Source organism: Paraburkholderia sp. J94, assembly GCF_905220285.1.
Lineage (GTDB): Bacteria > Pseudomonadota > Gammaproteobacteria > Burkholderiales > Burkholderiaceae > Paraburkholderia > Paraburkholderia tropica_A.
In genome coordinates this window covers 180,302-198,356 of the sequence record NZ_CAJMZH010000007.1, presented here as the reverse complement: position 1 = coordinate 198,356, position 18,055 = coordinate 180,302, and the positions used below count along the sequence as shown (strand labels likewise).

Sequence of the window (18,055 nt, the reverse complement as noted above, 5' to 3'; positions counted from 1 at the left end):
ACTCGTCGATATCAATTCATCACGAAGCCGCCGTTCACGGGCAGCAACTGCCCGGTCACGAAACGCGCGGCGTCGGTCAGCAAAAACAGCACGGGGCCGGTCACGTCCTCGGGCACCTGGGCGCGTTGCAGCGCGCGGCCGTCGAGGTAGAACGCGTGGCGCTCGGCCGGCACGTAAGCGGTGGCCTCCACTTCGGTGAGGCCCGGCGCGATGGCGTTGACGGTGATGCCCTGCGCGCCGAATTCGCGCGCGAGCGAGTGCGTCATCGCGATCACGGCGCCCTTGCTGGCCACGTAGGCGAGCAGCTTGGGCGCGCCCCACAGCGCGGTGTCCGAGGCGATATTGACGATCGCGCCCCGGCCCGACTCCGCGAGAAAGCGCTGCGCCGCCGTGCACATGAGCCAGGTGCCGCGCACGTTCACGTCCATCACCGCGTCCCACGTCGGCACGCTGATTTCATGCGCGAACTTGCCGCCCGAGTTCGTGATAGCCGCGTTGTTGATGAGCGCGTCGATGCCGCCCATGCGCTGCGCCGCGCCTTCGACGAAGGCCGCGATACTCTCGGGCTGCGCAAGATCGAGCGCCGCGAACGCGACGTCGTGACCTTGCGCCGCGAGCGATTGCGCGAGCGCTTCGCCCGCTTCGTGCAGCACGTCGCCGAACACGACGCGCGCACCGGCTGCCGCGAGCGTCGTGACGAACGCCGCGCCGAGTCCGCGCGCGCCGCCCGTGACGATCACGCGACGGCCCGCGAGCGCGCCTTGTGTCGCGCTTTGTGCCGCGCTTTGTGCCGCGCTTTGTGCCGATGAGCCGGACTCACGCATGGCTGTGGCTCTCGGCTTGCGCGTCGGCGGGCTGCTGCGCGCGGAACGCTTCGAGATCGGCGAAATGCTGCTGCGCGCGCTGGCGCAGCATGCGGCGCACGCGCGTCATGCCCACGTCGTGCTGATAGAGGAATTCCTGATCGCGCGCGTTCGGCGCCATGCTTTCGAGCACGTAGCGGTCTTGTTCGAGCACGGCCCAATGCAGACCTTCGAGGCGGTTGCGGTACATGAAGCGCCATGCGTCGCGCTGCCAGCCCTGCACCTTGCGCGTGCGCCAGAAATACACCTGGCAGTTGTCCGCGTCGACGGGCACGGCGAAGCCGATGATGCCGAAGTTGCCGCCCGGTCCGAACTTCTTCTTGTACGGAATTTCCAGACGCATCCACAGGCAGCCGGTTTCGCCCAGTTCGACCCAGTCGAAGTTGACGTCGCGCTGGCCGACCTTTTCGAACACGAGGCCCGAGTCGGTTTTACGCACGCGCATGTCGGCCTGCTTGTCGCCTTCGGCCATCGAGTGCGAAGTCGCGTGCAGATACGCGCCGTGCATCGGGTCCATGACGTTGTCGATCGCGTACTGGTAATTGCACTTCCAGTTCGACATGCACAGGAAGCTCGCGTATTCCTCGCCCACGAGTTCTTCCGGCAGTTGCAGCGGCGCGGGTTCCTTGTGCGCGTCGTCGCCGAACCACAGGAACACGGCACCCGCATGCTCTTGCGCCGGATACGACTTCACGCACTTCTGGCCTTCGAGCGGGCACGCCGACACGGCCGGCACGCTCTGCACGGTGCCGCTGCCGTCGACTTCGATGCCGTGATACCAGCACGCCACGCGGTTGCCCAGATTCCAGCCGAGCGACAGGCGCGCGCCGCGGTGCGGGCAGCGGTCTTCGAGTGCGTGGACCTGGCCGTCCTGATCGCGCCACAGCACGATCTGTTCGCCGAGGCGCGTGATGCCGATGGGCGCGTTACCGACTTGCCAGCTCGGCGCGACGGGATACCAGTAGTTCTTGATGCCGCGGTCGAGATAGGCGCGGATCGGATCGGCGCTCGCTGCGGTTTCGGTCGTGGGGGACGTCATGATGAGGACTCCGTATTCTTGTTGGCCCGACGCGCGCTTATTCGGCGAGCAGACGGAATTCGGCGGCGAGGCGTTCCGCGTTCCAGGCCGCGCCTTCCGGCGTGCGCAAACCGATGCGGTTCAAACCGGCGACCACGTCGTCGAGTTCGGTGGCGCCGGCTTCGAAGACTTGTTCGAGCGCGTCGCCGAAGTCGTTTTCGTATTGGGTCGGCTCGGCCTTGCGGTTTTGCCAGATCATGTTTTCGGTCTGGCCCGGCTGCTCGATCACGCCTTTACCGGCGACGTTGTTGGGTTGCGGCGCGACCCAGGGCTTGAGCATCGGATTGAAATTCACAGGGACTTCACGCATGTCATTCCACCTTGATCTGGATTTCTTCACCGGCGAGACGCACGGCGTATTGCTTCAGCGCGCGGCCGCCCGGGCCTTTGATGCACTCGCCGCTCTTGATGTCGAACACGGCTTCGTGCAGCGGGCATTCCACCGTGCCTTCGTCGACGAAACCTTGCGTCAGCAGCGCGTACGCGTGCGGGCAGACGTTTTCGAGCGCGTAGACCTCGTCGCCCACCTTGTAGATGCCGATTTCGGTGCCGTCGAGCTTGTACTCGATCGGCGCGTCTTCGGTCAGATCGCCGGCATGCCCGGCACAGCGCCATTGTTCAGCCATTTCTCACCTTTCCTGAAGCAACCGTGTTCCATACGCGGAACAGTAGTTTATGTATGGTCATTATAGAAGTCTGGCCGGGAGGAAAAAATAAAAATCCAGCGCTCCTGGGGAAAACACTGAGCCTGTCTTCAAAAGGGTCGGCCAGGCACTCGTCGAGGACGCCGAAACAGTTGCCAAAACGCTTACGGTGCAAGTGCTTAGGTATCGAGGACGGGTTTGTCCACGCTTGCCCACCCAGGGGAACCACTCTCCCGAAAAAGTATTTTGGCGTCTCGTGCAAGTCTCTATACTTTCCATAGGCAGCACGTTTGTCCATAGGTGAAACATACGACGGACAAAAAAGAAAAGCAAAGCGGCCATCGCATCGAGGGGTTGGGTCTAGCGGTTCCGGACAGGCTTTCAAGGCCATTTCACCGGAGCCGGTCATTCGTCATACGATCAGGAGTCCAAAGTTGAAGCACTTCATTGCCGCGGGGTTGACGGGTCTGTGCGCCGTCTCGTCTGCATGGGCGCAAAGCAGCGTCACGCTATACGGCAGCCTGGATGCCGGTGTGGCCTACGTCAGCAACGTGGGGGGTCATTCGAAGTGGATGGAAGAACAGGGCAACATGCAGCCCGACCGTTGGGGCCTGCGCGGCCAGGAAGATCTGGGCGACGGCCTCAAGGCGATCTTCCAGCTTGAAAACGGCTTCTATACGAACACGGGCGCGATGGCGAAGGCCAACACGCTGTTCAATCGCCAGGCTTATGTGGGGCTAAGCTCGGACCGCTTCGGCACGCTCACGCTCGGCAACCAGACGCCTTTCGCGTTCGACGTGCTCGATCCGTTCAGCACCGCGTATCTCGCGGCGAGCTGGTATGCGTTCCATCCGGGCAATATCGATCAGCTCGCGGATACCGGCGTGGTGCCCTACAACAATTCGGTGAAATACCGCTCGCCGAACTGGTACGGCTTCACGGCGGGCGCGATGCTCGGCTTCGGCAACACCACGAACTTCTCGACCGGCCGCACGATGGGCTTTTCGATTAGTTATGCGAATGGTCCGTTCAAGGCCGGCGCAACGTGGTCGAACGAGCATGACCGTTCGGTGTCGATGTCGACCACGGGCATCACCACGTTCCAGGGCCAGGCCGCCGCAAGCTATATCGCCGACAAGGTCGAGAACATGGGCATCGGCGCGTCGTACTCGTTCGGCAAGGTGCTCGTGCACGGTCTGTATACGCGCACGAAGCTGCAATCGAACGGCTATTCCGACACGTTCCAGAGCTACGACGCAGGCGCGAACTATCAGCTCACAACGGCGAACTCGATCGTGGGCGGCGCGGCCACCACGACGCTCTCGGGCCGCCGCTGGACGCAGCTGATGATCGGCGATGTCTATGCGCTCTCGAAGAGTACGCAGGTCTATGTGAACGCGCTCTACGAGCACGCGAACTCGGAAGCGCAGGCCGCGTTCTTCACGGCGGGCGTGTCGAGCGGACGCAATCAGACGATCGTGCTCACGGGCATCCATCACTCGTTCTGATGCGGTGATCCGCGAGTAGTACAAAAAAGCACGAAAAAAAGCGCGCCGCTTTACACGGCGCGCTTTTTCGATTCAGGCTTCCAGAACCGACTCAGCCCGCGTGCACGCTGCGGCCATGCGCGGCTTGCGCCGCCGTAGGATCGCCCGGCAGCGGACGATAATTCAGACGCGCCGACAAATCCAGCGCCGCAGCACACACCGCCGTGACGAGCGGCGCGCGTTCGGCCTCGCTGCCGATATCGGAGCGCGGCACCGTGGCCGTGAGCGCCGCAACGATGCGGCTCGACTGGTCGCGCACCGGCGCGCTCACGACCGAAATCCCCGTTTCGAACGACCCTTCGCTGAGCGCATAACCCTGCTCCGCGAATTCACGCACGCGCGCGTAGAGGTCGGCGACCGTGGCGGGCGTGCGGTCCGTATAGCGTTCGAGCTGCTTCTCTGGATAGAGCCCGCGCAGTTCGGTGAGCGAGAGATCGCCCATCAGCACCTGGCCGTGCACGGTCGCATGCGCGGGCAGGCGCGTGCCCACATGCACCTTCACCGAGCTGAACATCGGCTCACGCGTTTGCGCCTTGGCGACGAACACCACGTCGCGTCCGTCGCGGATCAGCAGATGCGTGCTCAGGCCCGTGGCGTCGCGCAGGCGTTCGAGCACCGGCGTGCCGAAATCGGTCAGTTCGAGCGAGCTTAGATATTCGAAGCCGAGCCGCAGCACCGCCACGCTCAGGCGATATTGACGGTCGCCGTTCGCGCGTTCGATGAAGCCGAGCGCTTCGAGCGTCTGGAGCAAACGGAACGTGGTGGTGCGCGGAATGCCGATGCGGCGCGACAGTTCGGGCGCGCCCAGCACGGGTTCGCGCGCCGAGAATTCGGTGAGGATGCGCAGGCCGCGTTCGAGGCCCGGCACGAGATAGGTCGAAGCGCCCGCGCCTTCGTCCTCGGCGGGGCTGGCCGATTCGGCGTCGGCGAGTTCGTCGAGGGGCGCGTTCTGCGCGGCGGCGCGGGTCTCCTCGGGCGGCGCGGCGCGCTTGCCCGGCGCCGGGCTGCGTCGCGCGGCGCCTGTCGTGTTCTTGGTGGCCATGGGCGGCTGGAATCTGCTGAAGTCGGTCGATGATTGGAGGCAATGATAACGCGAAGCGCCGCCCGGACTTAAAGATCGGCGGTTCAGGCGCCATGCCGCCGCGTCGGATTCATGCCGGAATCGCCCTCCATGCGCGGACGATGCACGGACGATTCGCGGACGATTCGCGCCCGCCAGCGCCGCCATCAGGCGCTGGCCGTGCCCCGCAATGTGACCAGGCGGCCTCGCGCCTCAGGTGCGGAACACCGCCACCGCCGAAGCGAGCCGCCGCGCCTGATCCTCCAGCGAAGCCGCCGCAGCCGCGGCCTGCTCGACGAGCGCGGCGTTCTGCTGCGTCACCTGATCCATCTGCGCGACCGCGAGATTCACCTGGTCGATGCCCGTGCTCTGCTCGGTCGCCGCCGACGCAATCTCGCCCATGATCGCGCTCACGCGTCCGATCGCGCCGACGATCTCCTCCATCGTCGTGCCCGAGCGCTCGACGAGCGTCGCGCCGGTTTCCACGCGCGCCGTCGAGGTGTCGATCAGCGATTTGATCTCCTTGGCCGCGCCCGCGCTGCGCTGCGCGAGCGAGCGCACCTCGCCCGCCACGACCGCGAAGCCGCGCCCTTCCTCGCCCGCGCGCGCCGCTTCCACGGCCGCGTTGAGCGCCAGAATATTGGTCTGGAACGCGATGCCCTCGATCACGCCGACGATCTCGGCGATGCGCCGCGAGTCGTCGACGATGTTCTGCATCGTGCCCACCACCTCGCGCGCGAGTTCGCCGCCGCGCGCCGCGAGCCCGGACGCGCCGTGCGCGAGCGAGCTGGCTTCCTGCGCGTTGCCCGCCGTCTGCTTGACCGTCGACGTCAGCTGCTCGATGCTGGCCGCCGTCTCTTCGAGCGAGGCGGCCTGCTCCTCGGTGCGCTGCGACAGATCCGTGTTGCCCGCGGCGATTTCGCTCACGCCCGTATCGATCGATTCCGCGCCCGCGCGCACCGTGCTCACCATCGTCACGAGCGCGGCCTGCATGCGCTGCAAGGCCGCCGAGAGCTTGCCCATCTCGTTGCGGCTCGCGATCGCCACCGCCGCGCTCAGGTCGCCCGCCGCGATGCGCTCGAACTGCGCGACGGCCGCATCCACCGGATGCACGATCGCGCGCATCAGCGCCGCGCGGCCGAGCCACGCGCACAGCAGCGCGAACACCATGCCGACGCCGACCGCGATGCTCACGGCCTTGAAGCGCGTCTGCGCGTCGCGATAGCGCTGCGCGCCGTGGTCGATCTGACGCTGTTCGAGCGCGAGCATCGCCTTTTCGAAACCGTTGTAGAGCGCGGGCAGCTTGTGCGCCTGCAATTCCTGGAACGCCGTGCGGTCGCCGCCCTTGAGCGCCGCGAGCGCCGGATCGACGCCCGCGTGCAGGAAGGTGTTGCGCTTGTCCTGCATCTCGGCGATCAGGCGGCGCTCCTCGTCGTCGTGGCTGGCCAGCGACAGATAGTGATCGAGGCGATCGTTGGAAATCTTGAGGTAGGTGTCGAAGCGCTTGAGGACGGCGTTGGCGCCGTTCTGGTCGCCGAGATCGGCCAGCGAGGCATAGGTGGCGAGCGCGAGCCGCAGCCGCAAGAGCTGGCCGGCGCTGCCTTCGAGGTCGGCCACGGCGGGGGTGTCCACCGTATACATATCCTGCATCGCGTCGTTGCCCGCGCGCATCGACAGTAGCCCGGCCGCGGCGCCGATCACCAGCACCACGCCGAAAAACGCCACCATCAGGGTCAGACTCGCGCGTATCGAAAGCTTGTTGAGCATTCTGGTCTCCTGGAACGCGGCGCGAAAGCGCGATGCGCGGCGTTCCCTCTGTTCAGCCGTCGCCGGGAAGGTGGCGACGGACGGATCGTCCGCCCTGTCGCGAAGCGTGCGCGGGCGGCTCTATTCGGGTTGGTGTAGTCTCGATGCGGCTTTTTTAGGCTTCAGAACGGGTCAACGGCAGGGCGCTGCAAAAACTTTAGGCATGTGCTTAATGCATCGCGGCGCGGGGCCGACCGCGAGCCGACCTTGCACCAACGCGATGCCGATGTAATGTGGACGTCAGGCCGATCCCGGCCCGCGCCGCCCCTGCTCTACAATCCTCCACTTGCGCCCGCCTCGCCGCCTGTCACTCGCCGCTTGTCGCTCACCATTCGTCACGCGCGACGCGCGCGGCCGGGCCGCCTCCGAACGAACGCCGTACACACCACGCCCCCATGCGCCTCCTCCACACCTCAGACTGGCATCTGGGCCAGAACTTCATGGGCAAGAGCCGCCAGTCCGAGCATCAGCAGCTCATCGACTGGCTGGTCGCCCAGGTCGACGCCCACGCCGTCGACGCCGTCCTGATCGCGGGCGACATCTTCGATACCGGCACGCCGCCGAGCTATGCGCGCGAACTCTATAGCCAGCTCGTCGTGCGCCTGCACGCCGTCGGCGTGACGCTGCTCCTGCTGGGCGGCAATCACGATTCCGTGGCGACGCTGCGCGAGAGCCGCGCGCTGCTGGAGCGCCTGTCCGCCCACGTCGTGCCGCACGCCGACGCGCCGCAAAACCAGGTGCGCGTGCTGCCCCTGCGCGGCGGCGCCAATGAACCGGGCTGCGTGGTCTGCGCGATTCCGTTCATCCGCGCGCGCGACGTGATGCAGGGCGAAACCGGCCAGAGCGCCGAGCAAAAGCAGCAGTCGCTGCAACTCGCGATCCAGGCCTATTACCAGGCCGTCTTCGCCGCCGCCGAGTCCCAACGCGCGCAACTCGCCACCGAACTCGGCCGCCCGCTCCCGCTGATCGCCACCGGCCATCTGACCACCGTGGGCGCGAGCGCGAGCGAATCGGTGCGCGAAATCTACGTGGGTGCGCTCGACGCGTTCCCGACCAGCGCGTTTCCGCCCGTCGACTACATCGCGCTCGGGCACATTCATCGTCCGCAGAAAGTGGGCGGCCTGGAGCACATCCGCTACAGCGGTTCGCCGATCGCGCTGAGCTTCGACGAAGCCACGCAGCGCAAGGAAGTGCTGCTCGTCGACATCGGCGCGAACGGCCTGGAAGCCGTCACGCCGCTCGCCGTGCCCGTGTTCCAGACGCTGATCGCGCTGCGCGGCAATCTGAAGACGCTGCCCGCCGCGCTCGCCGACGCCGCGCGCGACGCCACGCCCGAGCGCCCCGCATGGCTCGAAGTGACCGTGGCCGAGGACGACTATCTCGCCGACCTGCCCGCGCGCATCCAGGCGATGACCGACGATCTGCCCGTGGAAGTGCTGCGGATTCGCCGCGAACGCGGCAACGCCGCCGCGCAACTGCACGCCGACGCGGGCGTGACGCTCGACGAACTCGATCCGCTCGACGTGTTCGCGCGCCGCCTCGCCCACGAAACGCTCGACGACGATCTGCGCGCCGCGCTCACCGACCGCTACAAGCACATCCTCGCCGCCATGCAGGCCACGCCGGAGGACGACGCATGAAAATCCGCAGCCTGCGACTCAAAAATCTCAACTCGCTGAAGGGCGAGTGGCGCATCGACTTCACCCAGCCGCCTTTCTCGGAGAACGGCCTGTTCGCGATCACCGGCCCGACCGGCGCGGGCAAATCGACGCTGCTCGACGCGATCTGCCTCGCGCTCTATCACGAGACGCCGCGCCTGAAGACCGTGTCGGCGTCGGCGAACGACATCATGACGCGCCACACCGCCGACTGCCTCGCGGAAGTGGTGTTCGAAGTGAAAGGCGCGGTTTACCGTGCGTTCTGGAGCCAGCGCCGCGCGCGCGACAAGGTCGACGGCGCGCTCCAACAACCACGCGTCGAACTCGCAACCGTCGAAAACGAAGACGGCAGCGGCACGATCCTCACGCAGCACATCAACGAGAAACTGCGGCGCGTCGAAGAAATCACGCGGCTCGATTTCCCGCGCTTCACGCGTTCAATGCTGCTCGCGCAGGGCGGCTTCGCGGCCTTCCTGAACGCCAACGCGAACGACCGCGCCGAACTGCTCGAAGAACTCACGGGCACCGAAATCTACGGCGAAATCTCGCGTCAGGTGTACGAGCGCGCGGGCGCGGCGCGCGACGCGCTCAAGCAGTTGCGCGCACGCGCCGACGGCATGGAATTGCTGACGCCCGAACAGCGCACGTCGATGGCGCAGGAAATCGCCGCGCTCGCGGAGCAGTCGAACACGCTCGCGACGCAGACGAAAACGCTGCACGCGCAGCGCCAATGGCGACGCGATCTGGCCCAGGCGCAAGCCGACGCGCAGGCGGCGCAAACGCGGCTCGCGAGCGCGAGCGCCGCGTTCGATGCGGCCGCGCCCGAACTCGCGCGCCTCGCCGCGAGCGAACCCGCCGAAGCGCTGCGTCCGGTTTATCAGCACGCGCAGCAGACCGACAGCGCCTGCAAGCAGACCGATGCCGATCTCGCCGCGTCGCGCCGCCATCGCACCGAGCAACTGGCGGCGCAGCGCCGTCAATATGGCGCGACCGCCGCGCTGGCCGCGCGCATCGCACGCGACGCCGAACGCCGTCTCGCGCAACTCGACGCGGAAAAGCAGCACCTCGATCGATACTGCAACGCGAACGCAACGCACGCGCATCTGGGCGAGCGCATCGGCGCGTGGCGCGAGCAGTTCGAACAACGCGCGCGCCGTCATGCGGATAGTCAGGCGCGCGAAACGCAGCATGCGAACCTGCAAAAGCAACTCGCCGATGGTCACGCGCAGCGCGAACAGCACGGCAAGACGCTCGCCGATTGCACACGCGCGAAAGTCGAATCGGATACGCAACTGCAGACGTTGAGCGCCGCGCAAACCACGCGTCTCGCGGGTCAGACGCTCGCACAGGTGCGCGATGCCTCGCAAACGGCGCAGCGCGCGGTCGAGCGCTGGGCGCAACTGCAAACGCTCGCCGAGCGCCGCCGCCGTCTCGCGGCGGAAACCGCGACGCTCGCCGCCAGTCTCGCGCGCAGCGACAGCGAGATCGCCGCGCAAGACACTGCGCTCGTCGCGCTGCAACGTGCGCATGCCGAACTCCAGGCGCGCGCCGCCGACAAGCAGACGCTGCTCGAACAGGAGCAGGTGATCCGCAGTCTCTCGCAGCATCGCGACGCCCTGCAGCCCGGCGAGGCGTGTCCGCTCTGCGGTTCGCATGAGCATCCGGCCATCGCGGCGTATCGCGCACTCGATGTGTCGGCGACGCACAGCGCGCTGCAAGCGATCCGTGCAGATGTTCAGGCATCCGAACAATCGTTGCGGGGCGCGGCGGAGAAACTGTCGGCCTTGCGCGCGACGCAGGCGCAGCAGCGCGCGCAACACGACACGCTCGCGGCCCGCGACACGCAGGATCGCGCGGACTGGAACGCACTGACCGAAGCCCTCGCCTCGCCGGTCGCGCTGAATACCGACGCCTGGCAAGACGCCGACGCGCTCACGCAAGCGCGCGACGCCGCCGCGCAATCGGCCCAGAAAATCCGCCAGCATCTGCACGATGCCGAACGCGCCGAAGAAGCGCTCGCCCTCGCGCGCGAAGCGAACACACGCTGCGCGCAAGCGCTGCAAGCGGCGCAGGCGCGCGCCGAATTGCTGGAGCAGTCGCTCAAGAGCGTGCAGGAACGCCGCGCGGAAATCGAACGCGAACTCGCGGCCTTGCGCGTGCGTATCGAAGAAGAAGCGCAGGCGTTGCTCGAATCGATGCAGATGGGCGGGACAGGCGGCATGGCGCTCGCCGCGCTGCCCGACGATCCTCTCGCGTGGCTGCAAACGCGCGAAAGCGAATGGCGCAAGTGGCAGGACACGCAGCGCCGCATGCAGACGCTCGCGGAATCGCTCGTGCATGAACGCGCGCAGGGCGAAACCGCGCGCGCGCAACTTCAATCGTGGCGAGAGCGCTGCGCCGCGATCGGCGCGGAAGTCGCGCAAGCGGCGCACAACGTGCCGATGGATTCGCTATTCGACGACGAAGACGACGCGCCCGACGAAGACTTCGCCACCGCCGCCGCGCGCGCCGACGCGCTCACGCAAACACTCGCTGCGCTCGACGGCCAGGTCGCGCAACTCGAACGCACGCTCGCGCAGCAACGCGATGCCGCGGCGCAAGCGGCGCAGCAGTGGCTCGCCGCGCTCGCGGCCAGCCCGTTCGCGCAGCAGGACGCGTTTCTCGCGGCGCTGCTGCCCGCCGAGGAACGCCAGCGTCTGCACGCGCTCAAGCAACAGCGCGAGCAGGAACGCGAAACGGCCACGGCATTGCTGAACGGCGCGCGCGAAAAACTCACGCGACTCGAAGCGACCGTGCAAACCGACGCCACGCTCGCCGAACTCGACGCGCAACTCGACAGCGTGGAAAAGGAAAGCGCGACGCTCAACGAACGGCTCGGCCATCAGCGCGGCCTGCTCACGCGCGACGCGCAGCAGCGCGACAGCCAGCGCGCGCTGTTCGCGCAGATCGACGCGCAGACCCAGGACGCCGATCTCTGGCAGCATCTCGAAGCGCTGATCGGCTCCGCGAAGGGCGACAAATTCCGTCGCTTCGCGCAGGGTCTCACGCTCGATCATCTGCTCGCGCTCGCCAATCGTCATCTCGACCGTCTGCACGCGCGCTATCTGCTGCGCCGCAAATCGACGGGCGAGCTTGAACTGGAAATCGTCGACGGCTGGCAGGCGGACGTCACGCGCGACACGCGCACGCTTTCGGGCGGCGAGAGCTTCCTCGTGAGTCTCGCGCTGGCGCTCGCGCTCTCCGATCTCGTGAGCCACAAGACCTCGATCGATTCGCTGTTCCTCGACGAAGGCTTCGGCACGCTCGACGGCGACACGCTGGAAATCGCGCTCGATGCGCTCGATACACTCAACGCGAGCGGCAAGATGATCGGCGTGATCAGCCACGTCGACAGCCTCAAGGAGCGCATCGCCACGCAGATCCGCGTGGAAAAGGGCGGCGGTATCGGCCACTCGCGGCTGGTGATCTAGCCGCGCGCGACGCGAAAGAACGCAGCGAGGACGAGGAATGCAGCGCGCGTCAGCCCTGCGCTTCCTTGCTCGCGGCGATCTCCCGCATCGGCTCGCCGATCTCGCGTTCGCCGCGCGCCAGGAGCGTCTCGGCCGCGCCGCGAATGTCGCGCGCTTCCTTGTTTTGCGAGAGCTTGCGCTTGCCCGTGAGCCGCGTGATCTCGATCTCGATGCCGACGATCGCCTTGAGCATCGTGTCGAGATAATCGGCGGGCGCGTCACCCATCTTCCACGGCTGCGGCTCGCCCGCTTCGTGCGTGCGCGTGAGGCGCGCGACCACGCCGCGCACGAACTTCTCGTCGTCGCGCACGCGGATGCGGCCGTGGGCATGCACGACCGCGTAATTCCACGTGGGCACCTGCTTATGGTGTTCGTGCTTGCTCGGGTACCACGTCGGCGAAATATAGGCGTCGCCGGCGCGGAAGATCGCGAGCACTTCGTCGCCGTCGGCGACTTCCTGCCAGAGCGGATTCGCGCGCGCGACGTGCGCGTGCAGCGTGCCGAGCGCGCCTTCGCCCGCGAGCAGTTCGAACGGAATGTGATTGGCGTCGAGACCGCTCGCGCCGTGCGTGACCAGCGTGCCGAACGGATGCTGGGCGATGAAGGCGTGCAGCGCCTCGGGGCGCGATTCGTCGAAATGGGCTGGGACGTACATGGGGGCTCCGCGTGGCGCCGACGGCTAAAGCCGCGCGCATCGAACGTCAAAAAACGTATTGTCACGCGAAAACGGCCGACGCTGTAGAGCCAGCGAAGACAGCATTCGGGGAACCAGGCATGCGTGCGAGCGCATGCCTCCAACTGAAACAATCGATGCGAATCCGCGTGATTCGTTTCGCGTTTTCGATCGATGGCAGCGTCGAATCTCCACCTTACGATTGCTTGACTTCGCGAGACCGCCTCCTATGCTTGAACGATCGCCGATTCACGGCGCATCGCCGCGATGCTGTTAAAGCATCGCCACGCTCGATCAGGGAGACGGACATGGAAACCGGCGACACATTCGCCCAGATTGCCGCGACGATCGAGCGTTTTTTCATCGGCATGCACACGGGCGACGCGCGGCGTCTGCGCGCGGCGTTCGATCCGCACGCGCAGCTTTGGGGCTATTACCACGGCGACTTTTATCGCCAGTCGCTCGACGAATGGATCGTGGAAATCGAGGGCATGGACAAGCCTTCGGAAAACGGCGAGCCCTTCGACATGCGCATCGTCGCCGTGGACGTGACGGGCCGCAGCGCGGCGGTCAAGACGGCCACGCTGTATCAGGGCTTGCGCTTCACGGATTATCTGACGCTGGTGGAATTCGACGATGGCTGGAAGATCGTCAACAAGACTTACCACCACGATTGAGGGCGCAACCTGGCGCTAGTCCTGCGCGTCCACCCCGTCCACCACTTCCACCTCCACGCCGCGCAGCGCGCGAAACGGTGCGAGCGCCGATTCACTCGCGCTCGCGGACGTGATCAGACGCCAGTCGCGCTCGATCGGCGTCCAGTGCTGCTGGCGCGCGCGGCCGAGCTTGTCCGAGTCCGCCAGCACGATCACCTGCGCCGCGCGCCGGATCATGCAGGCCTTGAGCGACGCCTGCTGCGCGCTCGCTTCGCAGAGGCCGAATTCGGCCACCACGCCATCGGCGCCCAGAAAGGCCGTATCGACGCTCACGCGCGTGAGCAGCAATTCCGCGAGCGGGCCGAGCGTGCTCATGCTGGAGCTGCGCAAATCGCCGCCGAGCAGCGTGACTTCAATGCCGGGCGCGTTCGCGAGTGTGGTGACCGCGAGCAGATTGTTGGTGATGACATGCAGATCGCTGCGCGCCAGCAGATGACGCGCGAGCGCCGCGCAGGTGGTGCCGCCGTCGAGCATGACGGTGTCGCCGTCGCGCACGTGAGCCGCCGCCGCCAGCGCGATGCGCTCCTTCTGCTCGCGCTGCGCCGCCTTGCGTTCCTCGAGCGAGGCCTCGGGCTCGTGCACGCCGACCATCGCGGTCGCGCCGCCATAGGTGCGCACGAGACGGCGCTGCTTGTGCAGCACCGCGAGATCGCGGCGGATCGTGGCCTCCGACACGCCCAGCGCCTCCGTCAACTGTTCGACGTTGGCCTCGCGCGTCTGCACGAGTTCGAGAATGGCGCGGTGACGGTCGGACGCTTTCATTGCTAAAAAGTGAGCTGCGGGAACCCGGCGATCTTACACGATGGCACGTGCGCGCCGGGCCGCGCGGCCCATGTGAGCGACGCGGCGCTTAGCGACTTAACGGCGCTCACTTAACGGCGCTCACTTAACGGCGCGTCGCCAGTTCCGCGCCCTGGCGCAGCGCTTCGAGCATGCTGCCTTCGTCCACGACGCCCTTGCCCGCGATGTCGAACGCGGTGCCGTGATCGACCGAGGTGCGGATCACTTCGAGACCCACGGTCACGTTCACGCCCGCTTCGAGGCCGAGCACCTTCACGGGGCCGTGGCCCTGGTCGTGATACATCGCCACCACGAGGTCGAAGTCGCCGCGGCCCGCGCGGAAGAACAGCGTGTCGGCGGGCAGCGGGCCGGTCACGTCGAGACCGCGCTCCTGCAGCAGCTTGACCGCCGGAATGATCTTCTCTTCCTCTTCGCCATAGCCGAACAGGCCGTTTTCGCCCGCGTGCGGATTGATCCCGCACACGCCGATGCGCGGCTTCGCGATGCCCGCCTTCACGAGCGTGGCGTTGCCGCGCTCGATCGTGCGCTGCACGAGGCCGGGTTCGATCTTGCGGATCGCGTCGATGATGCCGATGTGCGTCGTCACGTGAATCACGCGCAGTTGCGGCGCGACCAGCATCATCGAGACTTCGTCGACGCCCGTGAGATGCGCGAGCATTTCCGTGTGGCCCGGATACTTGTGGCCGCCCGCGTGCAGCGCTTCCTTGTTCAGCGGCGCGGTGCAGATCGCGTCGATCTGCTTCGCCTGCGCGAGTTCGACGGCGCGCGCGATGTAGCGGTAGGCGGCGTCGCCCGCGAGCGGCGAAAGCTCGCCGAACGGCAGGTCTTCGGGAATCAGTTCGAGGTCGATCACGTCGATCGTGCCGCGCTCGTAGCGCGCTTCGGACGGATCGGCGATGCGGCGCACGTCCATGTCGAGCTTGCAGATGACGATGGCGTGCTCAAGCCGGCGCGCGTCGCCGATCACGAGCGGACGGCATTGTTCGTAGACCTGCGCGTGCGTCAGGCTCTTGACGACGACTTCGGGGCCGACGCCGGCGGCGTCGCCCATCGTGATGCCGATGACGGGGATATAGGTGCTCATACGTTCCTCGATGGTGCAGTGAGCGCGCCGGCGTCCGGCGCCGTTGGCTCGTGTTTTGTGCTGTTTTGTTCGGTGCTGCGTGCGGTGCTTTGTTCGTTTGCTTGCGTCGCTTCATGCGGCGTGCCGCGCAGATGCAGCCACGCCGCGTACAGCGCCTGTTCGGTGCCGAACGCGCCCGCCTTCGTGACGACGGCAGGCCGGTGCGCGCGCGCCGGCGCATGCGGACGCGCGACCGCCACGCCCGCTTCGATCTCGGCGATCAGGCGCAGGCTGCCGATGCCCGCCGCGTCGAGCATCGCGCGCGCGGTCTCGCCGCCCGTCGCGATCAGCCCGGCGGTCTGCGTGAAATGCGGCGCGACGAGCGCGGCGAGCCGCGCGGACAAACGCGCGCCCTCGGCGGGATCGAAGGCGTCGTCGCGGCCGATACGCAGCAGCAGATCTTCGCCCGCCGCCAGCGTCGCGCCGATGCGCGCGCCCCATTGCGCCCAGTGCGCGTGCGTCTCGCCCGCGCGCAGGACGGCGGGCGGCACGATCAGTTCCGCGAGTCCCGCGCGCTCGCGCAGGACCGCGCATTGGCGCTCGCCGACCGCCGAAAGGCTGCCGACCAGCACCAGAATCGGACCGGCACCGCTGCCGCCGAGATCGCGCGCGGGTGCTTCGCCGATATCGGCTTGCGGCGAGTCTTGCGTCACAGCCTGCGGCGCATCCAGCGTCGCGAGTTCGCGCGCGAGACCGCCCGAGCCGACCCAGAAGAACGCGCTGTCGAGCGCGAGCGTGGCGCGTGCGAGTTCGCGCAAATCGTCGGCGCTTTGGGCATCGACGATCAGCGCCTGCGCGCCCTCTTCGCCTTCCGCCACGATCAGCGCCACGCGGCGCGCGAGCGCACGCGGGTCGGCGTGCAGCGTCGCGGCGTCGAAGCGCTCGCTGCGCAGGCCCGCCGCCGCCAGCATCACGGCCATGTCGGCGGGACGGTCGGCGTGTTCGAGACGCCAGGTGTCGGTCTGCGCGAGCGGCACGCCGTGCACGAGCAGCGCGCCGTCGCGCACCGTGCGGCCTGTCGCAGGAAACGCGGGCGCGACGATCGCAAGGCCCGCGCGCGCCTGCAAGGCCGCGACTTCGGCGGCCCAGTTGCCGCGCAGCGTCGAATCGATTTTCTTGTAGAGCTTGCGCCGGGACGCGGCCGCGCCGCGCAGCGCTTCGAACGCGTGCGCCGTGCGCGCCGCCGCGTCGGCGGGCGTGAGGCGGCGCGTGTCGGTGTCGGCGGCGATCACGTCGGCGTCGCGCGGCGCGTGTTCATCGGCGCCGTCGTGCGCGCTGCCGTTCGCGTTGTCGTTCGCGACTTCCACCGCGCGCGACGCGTCGAGCGTCACCAGCGTGCGATGGCCCGCGTTGGCGAAACCAATCGCGCAGTCGGCGGCGCCGGACAGATCGTCGGCGATGATCAGCAGCTTCATTGCGCGACCCGTTTCGCGTCACCGGCGGCGCTGACATCGGCGGACGATGCCTCGCCGCGCTTCGCGAGACGCGCGTTGGCGCGCTTGGCGACCCACGCGGTCAGCACCGGCGAGACGATCGCCGAGACCACCACGGCCGCCGCCACCAGCAGCGTCGCGCTCTGCGCGGCCGGTTCGTAGACCGGATTGGCCGCGGCCACCAGCGCCGGGACCGCCGCCGCATTGCCCGCGGTGTTCGCCGCCGCCACACCGGCGACGCCCGTGCCGCCGGTCGCGCGATCGGCGAAATACAGCGGAATGCCCGTCACGATCACCACGCCGATGCCGAGCCCGATACCGAGCAAACCGGCCTGCCAGACCTTGTGCAGATCGAGGCCCGCGCCGAGCGCCAGCGCGAAGAACGGAATCATCACCGGCACGGCGCGCGCGAGGAAGGCGCGCATTTCGCGGTCGAGATTGCCGAGCAGCATGCCCGCGCACAGCGGCAGGATGCTGCCGACCAGGGTCTGCCACGGAAACGCCGAGAGCCCCGCCACGCCGAGCGTGACCATCGTGAGGAACGGGCCCGATTCGAGCGACATGATCGTGTACGCGCCGACGTCTTCCGAGCGGCCGTACTGGCCCATCAGCGCCATATAGAGGCCGCCGTTGGTGTCGTTCATCGCCGCGATCACGGCCAGCGTGGACAGACCCGCGAACAGGCCCGACGCGATCGGCTGCTCGCCGAGCAGATGTCCCATGACGATGCCGACCAGGATCGCCGCGCCCACCTTGGTCGCGAACAGCGCGCCGCCCTTCTTGAGCAGATAGGGCGTGGCCTTCACGTCGATGCTCGCGCCCATGCACACATAGAACACGGCGAGGATCGGCAGCGCGCCGGTGAACAGCGCGTTCGTGAACGAGCCGAAGAACTTCGGCATGCCGGGCGCGAAGGTCGCGACGAGCGAACCGAGCAGCAGCGGCACGATCATCATGCCGCCGGGAACGCGCTCGATCGAACGCTTGATGGGAATCTGAGCCATGGGGAGTCTCCTCAATGATGATCCGATCGGCGCACGGCTCGGGCCGACGCGCCCGGTTTGAGCGTTTTGATCGGTTTGCTCACTGTTTTGATTGAAACGATCATGGCGGAGTGTAAACGCGTGCTCTGATTTGCGCAATT

15 protein-coding genes are annotated in these 18,055 nt (G+C 67.2%); 4 read left to right on the top strand and 11 right to left on the bottom strand.

The window, feature by feature from the left end; translation table 11 throughout:
- Positions 1-11: 11 nt before the first annotated feature.
- The 4 genes from U4Y88_RS16835 to U4Y88_RS16820 are packed head-to-tail and all read right to left on the bottom strand — an operon-like array spanning position 12 to position 2,567.
- Entirely contained in the window at positions 12-824 is an 813-nt protein-coding gene (locus U4Y88_RS16835) for an SDR family oxidoreductase (RefSeq protein ID WP_321785172.1), read from the bottom strand.
- On the bottom strand, positions 817-1,902 hold the full coding sequence (locus tag U4Y88_RS16830) for an aromatic ring-hydroxylating oxygenase subunit alpha (protein ID WP_224008806.1): 1,086 nt from the start codon (positions 1,900-1,902) through the stop codon (positions 817-819). The genes U4Y88_RS16835 and U4Y88_RS16830 overlap by 8 nt, the downstream gene beginning before the upstream one ends.
- A 37-nt stretch (positions 1,903-1,939) precedes the next feature.
- On the bottom strand, positions 1,940-2,251 hold the full coding sequence (locus U4Y88_RS16825; protein ID WP_224008808.1) for a recombinase-like helix-turn-helix domain-containing protein: 312 nt from the start codon (positions 2,249-2,251) through the stop codon (positions 1,940-1,942).
- A 1-nt stretch (position 2,252) separates the two neighbouring features.
- Entirely contained in the window at positions 2,253-2,567 is a 315-nt protein-coding gene (locus U4Y88_RS16820) for a non-heme iron oxygenase ferredoxin subunit (protein WP_065057802.1), read from the bottom strand.
- Between the two features lie 452 nt (positions 2,568-3,019).
- Between U4Y88_RS16820 and U4Y88_RS16815 the strand changes: the two genes are divergently transcribed.
- Entirely contained in the window at positions 3,020-4,093 is a 1,074-nt protein-coding gene (locus U4Y88_RS16815) for a porin (RefSeq protein WP_224008809.1), read from the top strand.
- A gap of 91 nt (positions 4,094-4,184) precedes the next feature.
- Here U4Y88_RS16815 and U4Y88_RS16810 read toward each other — a convergent pair whose 3' ends face one another.
- Together U4Y88_RS16810 and U4Y88_RS16805 are read right to left on the bottom strand one after the other, a co-directional pair.
- Complete coding sequence (locus tag U4Y88_RS16810; protein WP_321785170.1) at positions 4,185-5,174, bottom strand: IclR family transcriptional regulator; 990 nt, start codon at positions 5,172-5,174, stop codon at positions 4,185-4,187.
- 231 nt (positions 5,175-5,405) lie between these two features.
- On the bottom strand, positions 5,406-6,959 hold the full coding sequence (locus tag U4Y88_RS16805) for a methyl-accepting chemotaxis protein (protein ID WP_224008813.1): 1,554 nt from the start codon (positions 6,957-6,959) through the stop codon (positions 5,406-5,408).
- Between the two features lie 434 nt (positions 6,960-7,393).
- Between U4Y88_RS16805 and sbcD the strand changes: the two genes are divergently transcribed.
- Together sbcD and U4Y88_RS16795 are read left to right on the top strand one after the other, a co-directional pair.
- Complete coding sequence (sbcD, locus tag U4Y88_RS16800) at positions 7,394-8,638, top strand: exonuclease subunit SbcD (RefSeq protein ID WP_321785168.1); 1,245 nt, start codon at positions 7,394-7,396, stop codon at positions 8,636-8,638.
- Positions 8,635-12,126 carry an AAA family ATPase gene (locus U4Y88_RS16795; RefSeq protein WP_321785166.1) on the top strand — a complete coding sequence of 1,164 codons (3,492 nt, stop codon included), beginning with the start codon at positions 8,635-8,637 and terminating at the stop codon, positions 12,124-12,126. The genes sbcD and U4Y88_RS16795 overlap by 4 nt, the downstream gene beginning before the upstream one ends.
- A gap of 49 nt (positions 12,127-12,175) precedes the next feature.
- Here U4Y88_RS16795 and U4Y88_RS16790 read toward each other — a convergent pair whose 3' ends face one another.
- Positions 12,176-12,820 carry an FMN-binding negative transcriptional regulator gene (locus U4Y88_RS16790; protein WP_224008819.1) on the bottom strand — a complete coding sequence of 215 codons (645 nt, stop codon included), beginning with the start codon at positions 12,818-12,820 and terminating at the stop codon, positions 12,176-12,178.
- Between the two features lie 326 nt (positions 12,821-13,146).
- On the opposite strand from U4Y88_RS16790, the gene U4Y88_RS16785 reads away from it, so the two are divergent.
- Positions 13,147-13,515 (top strand): nuclear transport factor 2 family protein, encoded by a 369-nt coding sequence (locus U4Y88_RS16785; protein WP_310633745.1) that lies wholly within the window; start codon positions 13,147-13,149, stop codon positions 13,513-13,515.
- A gap of 15 nt (positions 13,516-13,530) precedes the next feature.
- Here the strand turns inward: U4Y88_RS16785 and U4Y88_RS16780 are convergent, their stop codons facing one another.
- The 4 genes from U4Y88_RS16780 to U4Y88_RS16765 form a co-directional block, all read right to left on the bottom strand.
- Positions 13,531-14,316: a DeoR/GlpR family DNA-binding transcription regulator gene (locus tag U4Y88_RS16780; RefSeq protein ID WP_321785164.1), complete on the bottom strand. Its 786-nt coding sequence runs from the start codon at positions 14,314-14,316 to the stop codon at positions 13,531-13,533.
- A gap of 124 nt (positions 14,317-14,440) precedes the next feature.
- Positions 14,441-15,439, bottom strand: coding sequence for a 4-hydroxythreonine-4-phosphate dehydrogenase PdxA (pdxA, locus tag U4Y88_RS16775; protein WP_224008825.1), 999 nt, complete (start codon positions 15,437-15,439; stop codon positions 14,441-14,443).
- Positions 15,436-16,893 (bottom strand): four-carbon acid sugar kinase family protein, encoded by a 1,458-nt coding sequence (locus U4Y88_RS16770; RefSeq protein WP_321785162.1) that lies wholly within the window; start codon positions 16,891-16,893, stop codon positions 15,436-15,438. Before U4Y88_RS16770 ends, pdxA begins: the two co-directional genes overlap by 4 nt.
- Positions 16,890-17,915 (bottom strand): 2-keto-3-deoxygluconate permease, encoded by a 1,026-nt coding sequence (locus U4Y88_RS16765; RefSeq protein ID WP_224008829.1) that lies wholly within the window; start codon positions 17,913-17,915, stop codon positions 16,890-16,892. Before U4Y88_RS16765 ends, U4Y88_RS16770 begins: the two co-directional genes overlap by 4 nt.
- Between the last annotated feature and the right edge of the window lie 140 nt (positions 17,916-18,055).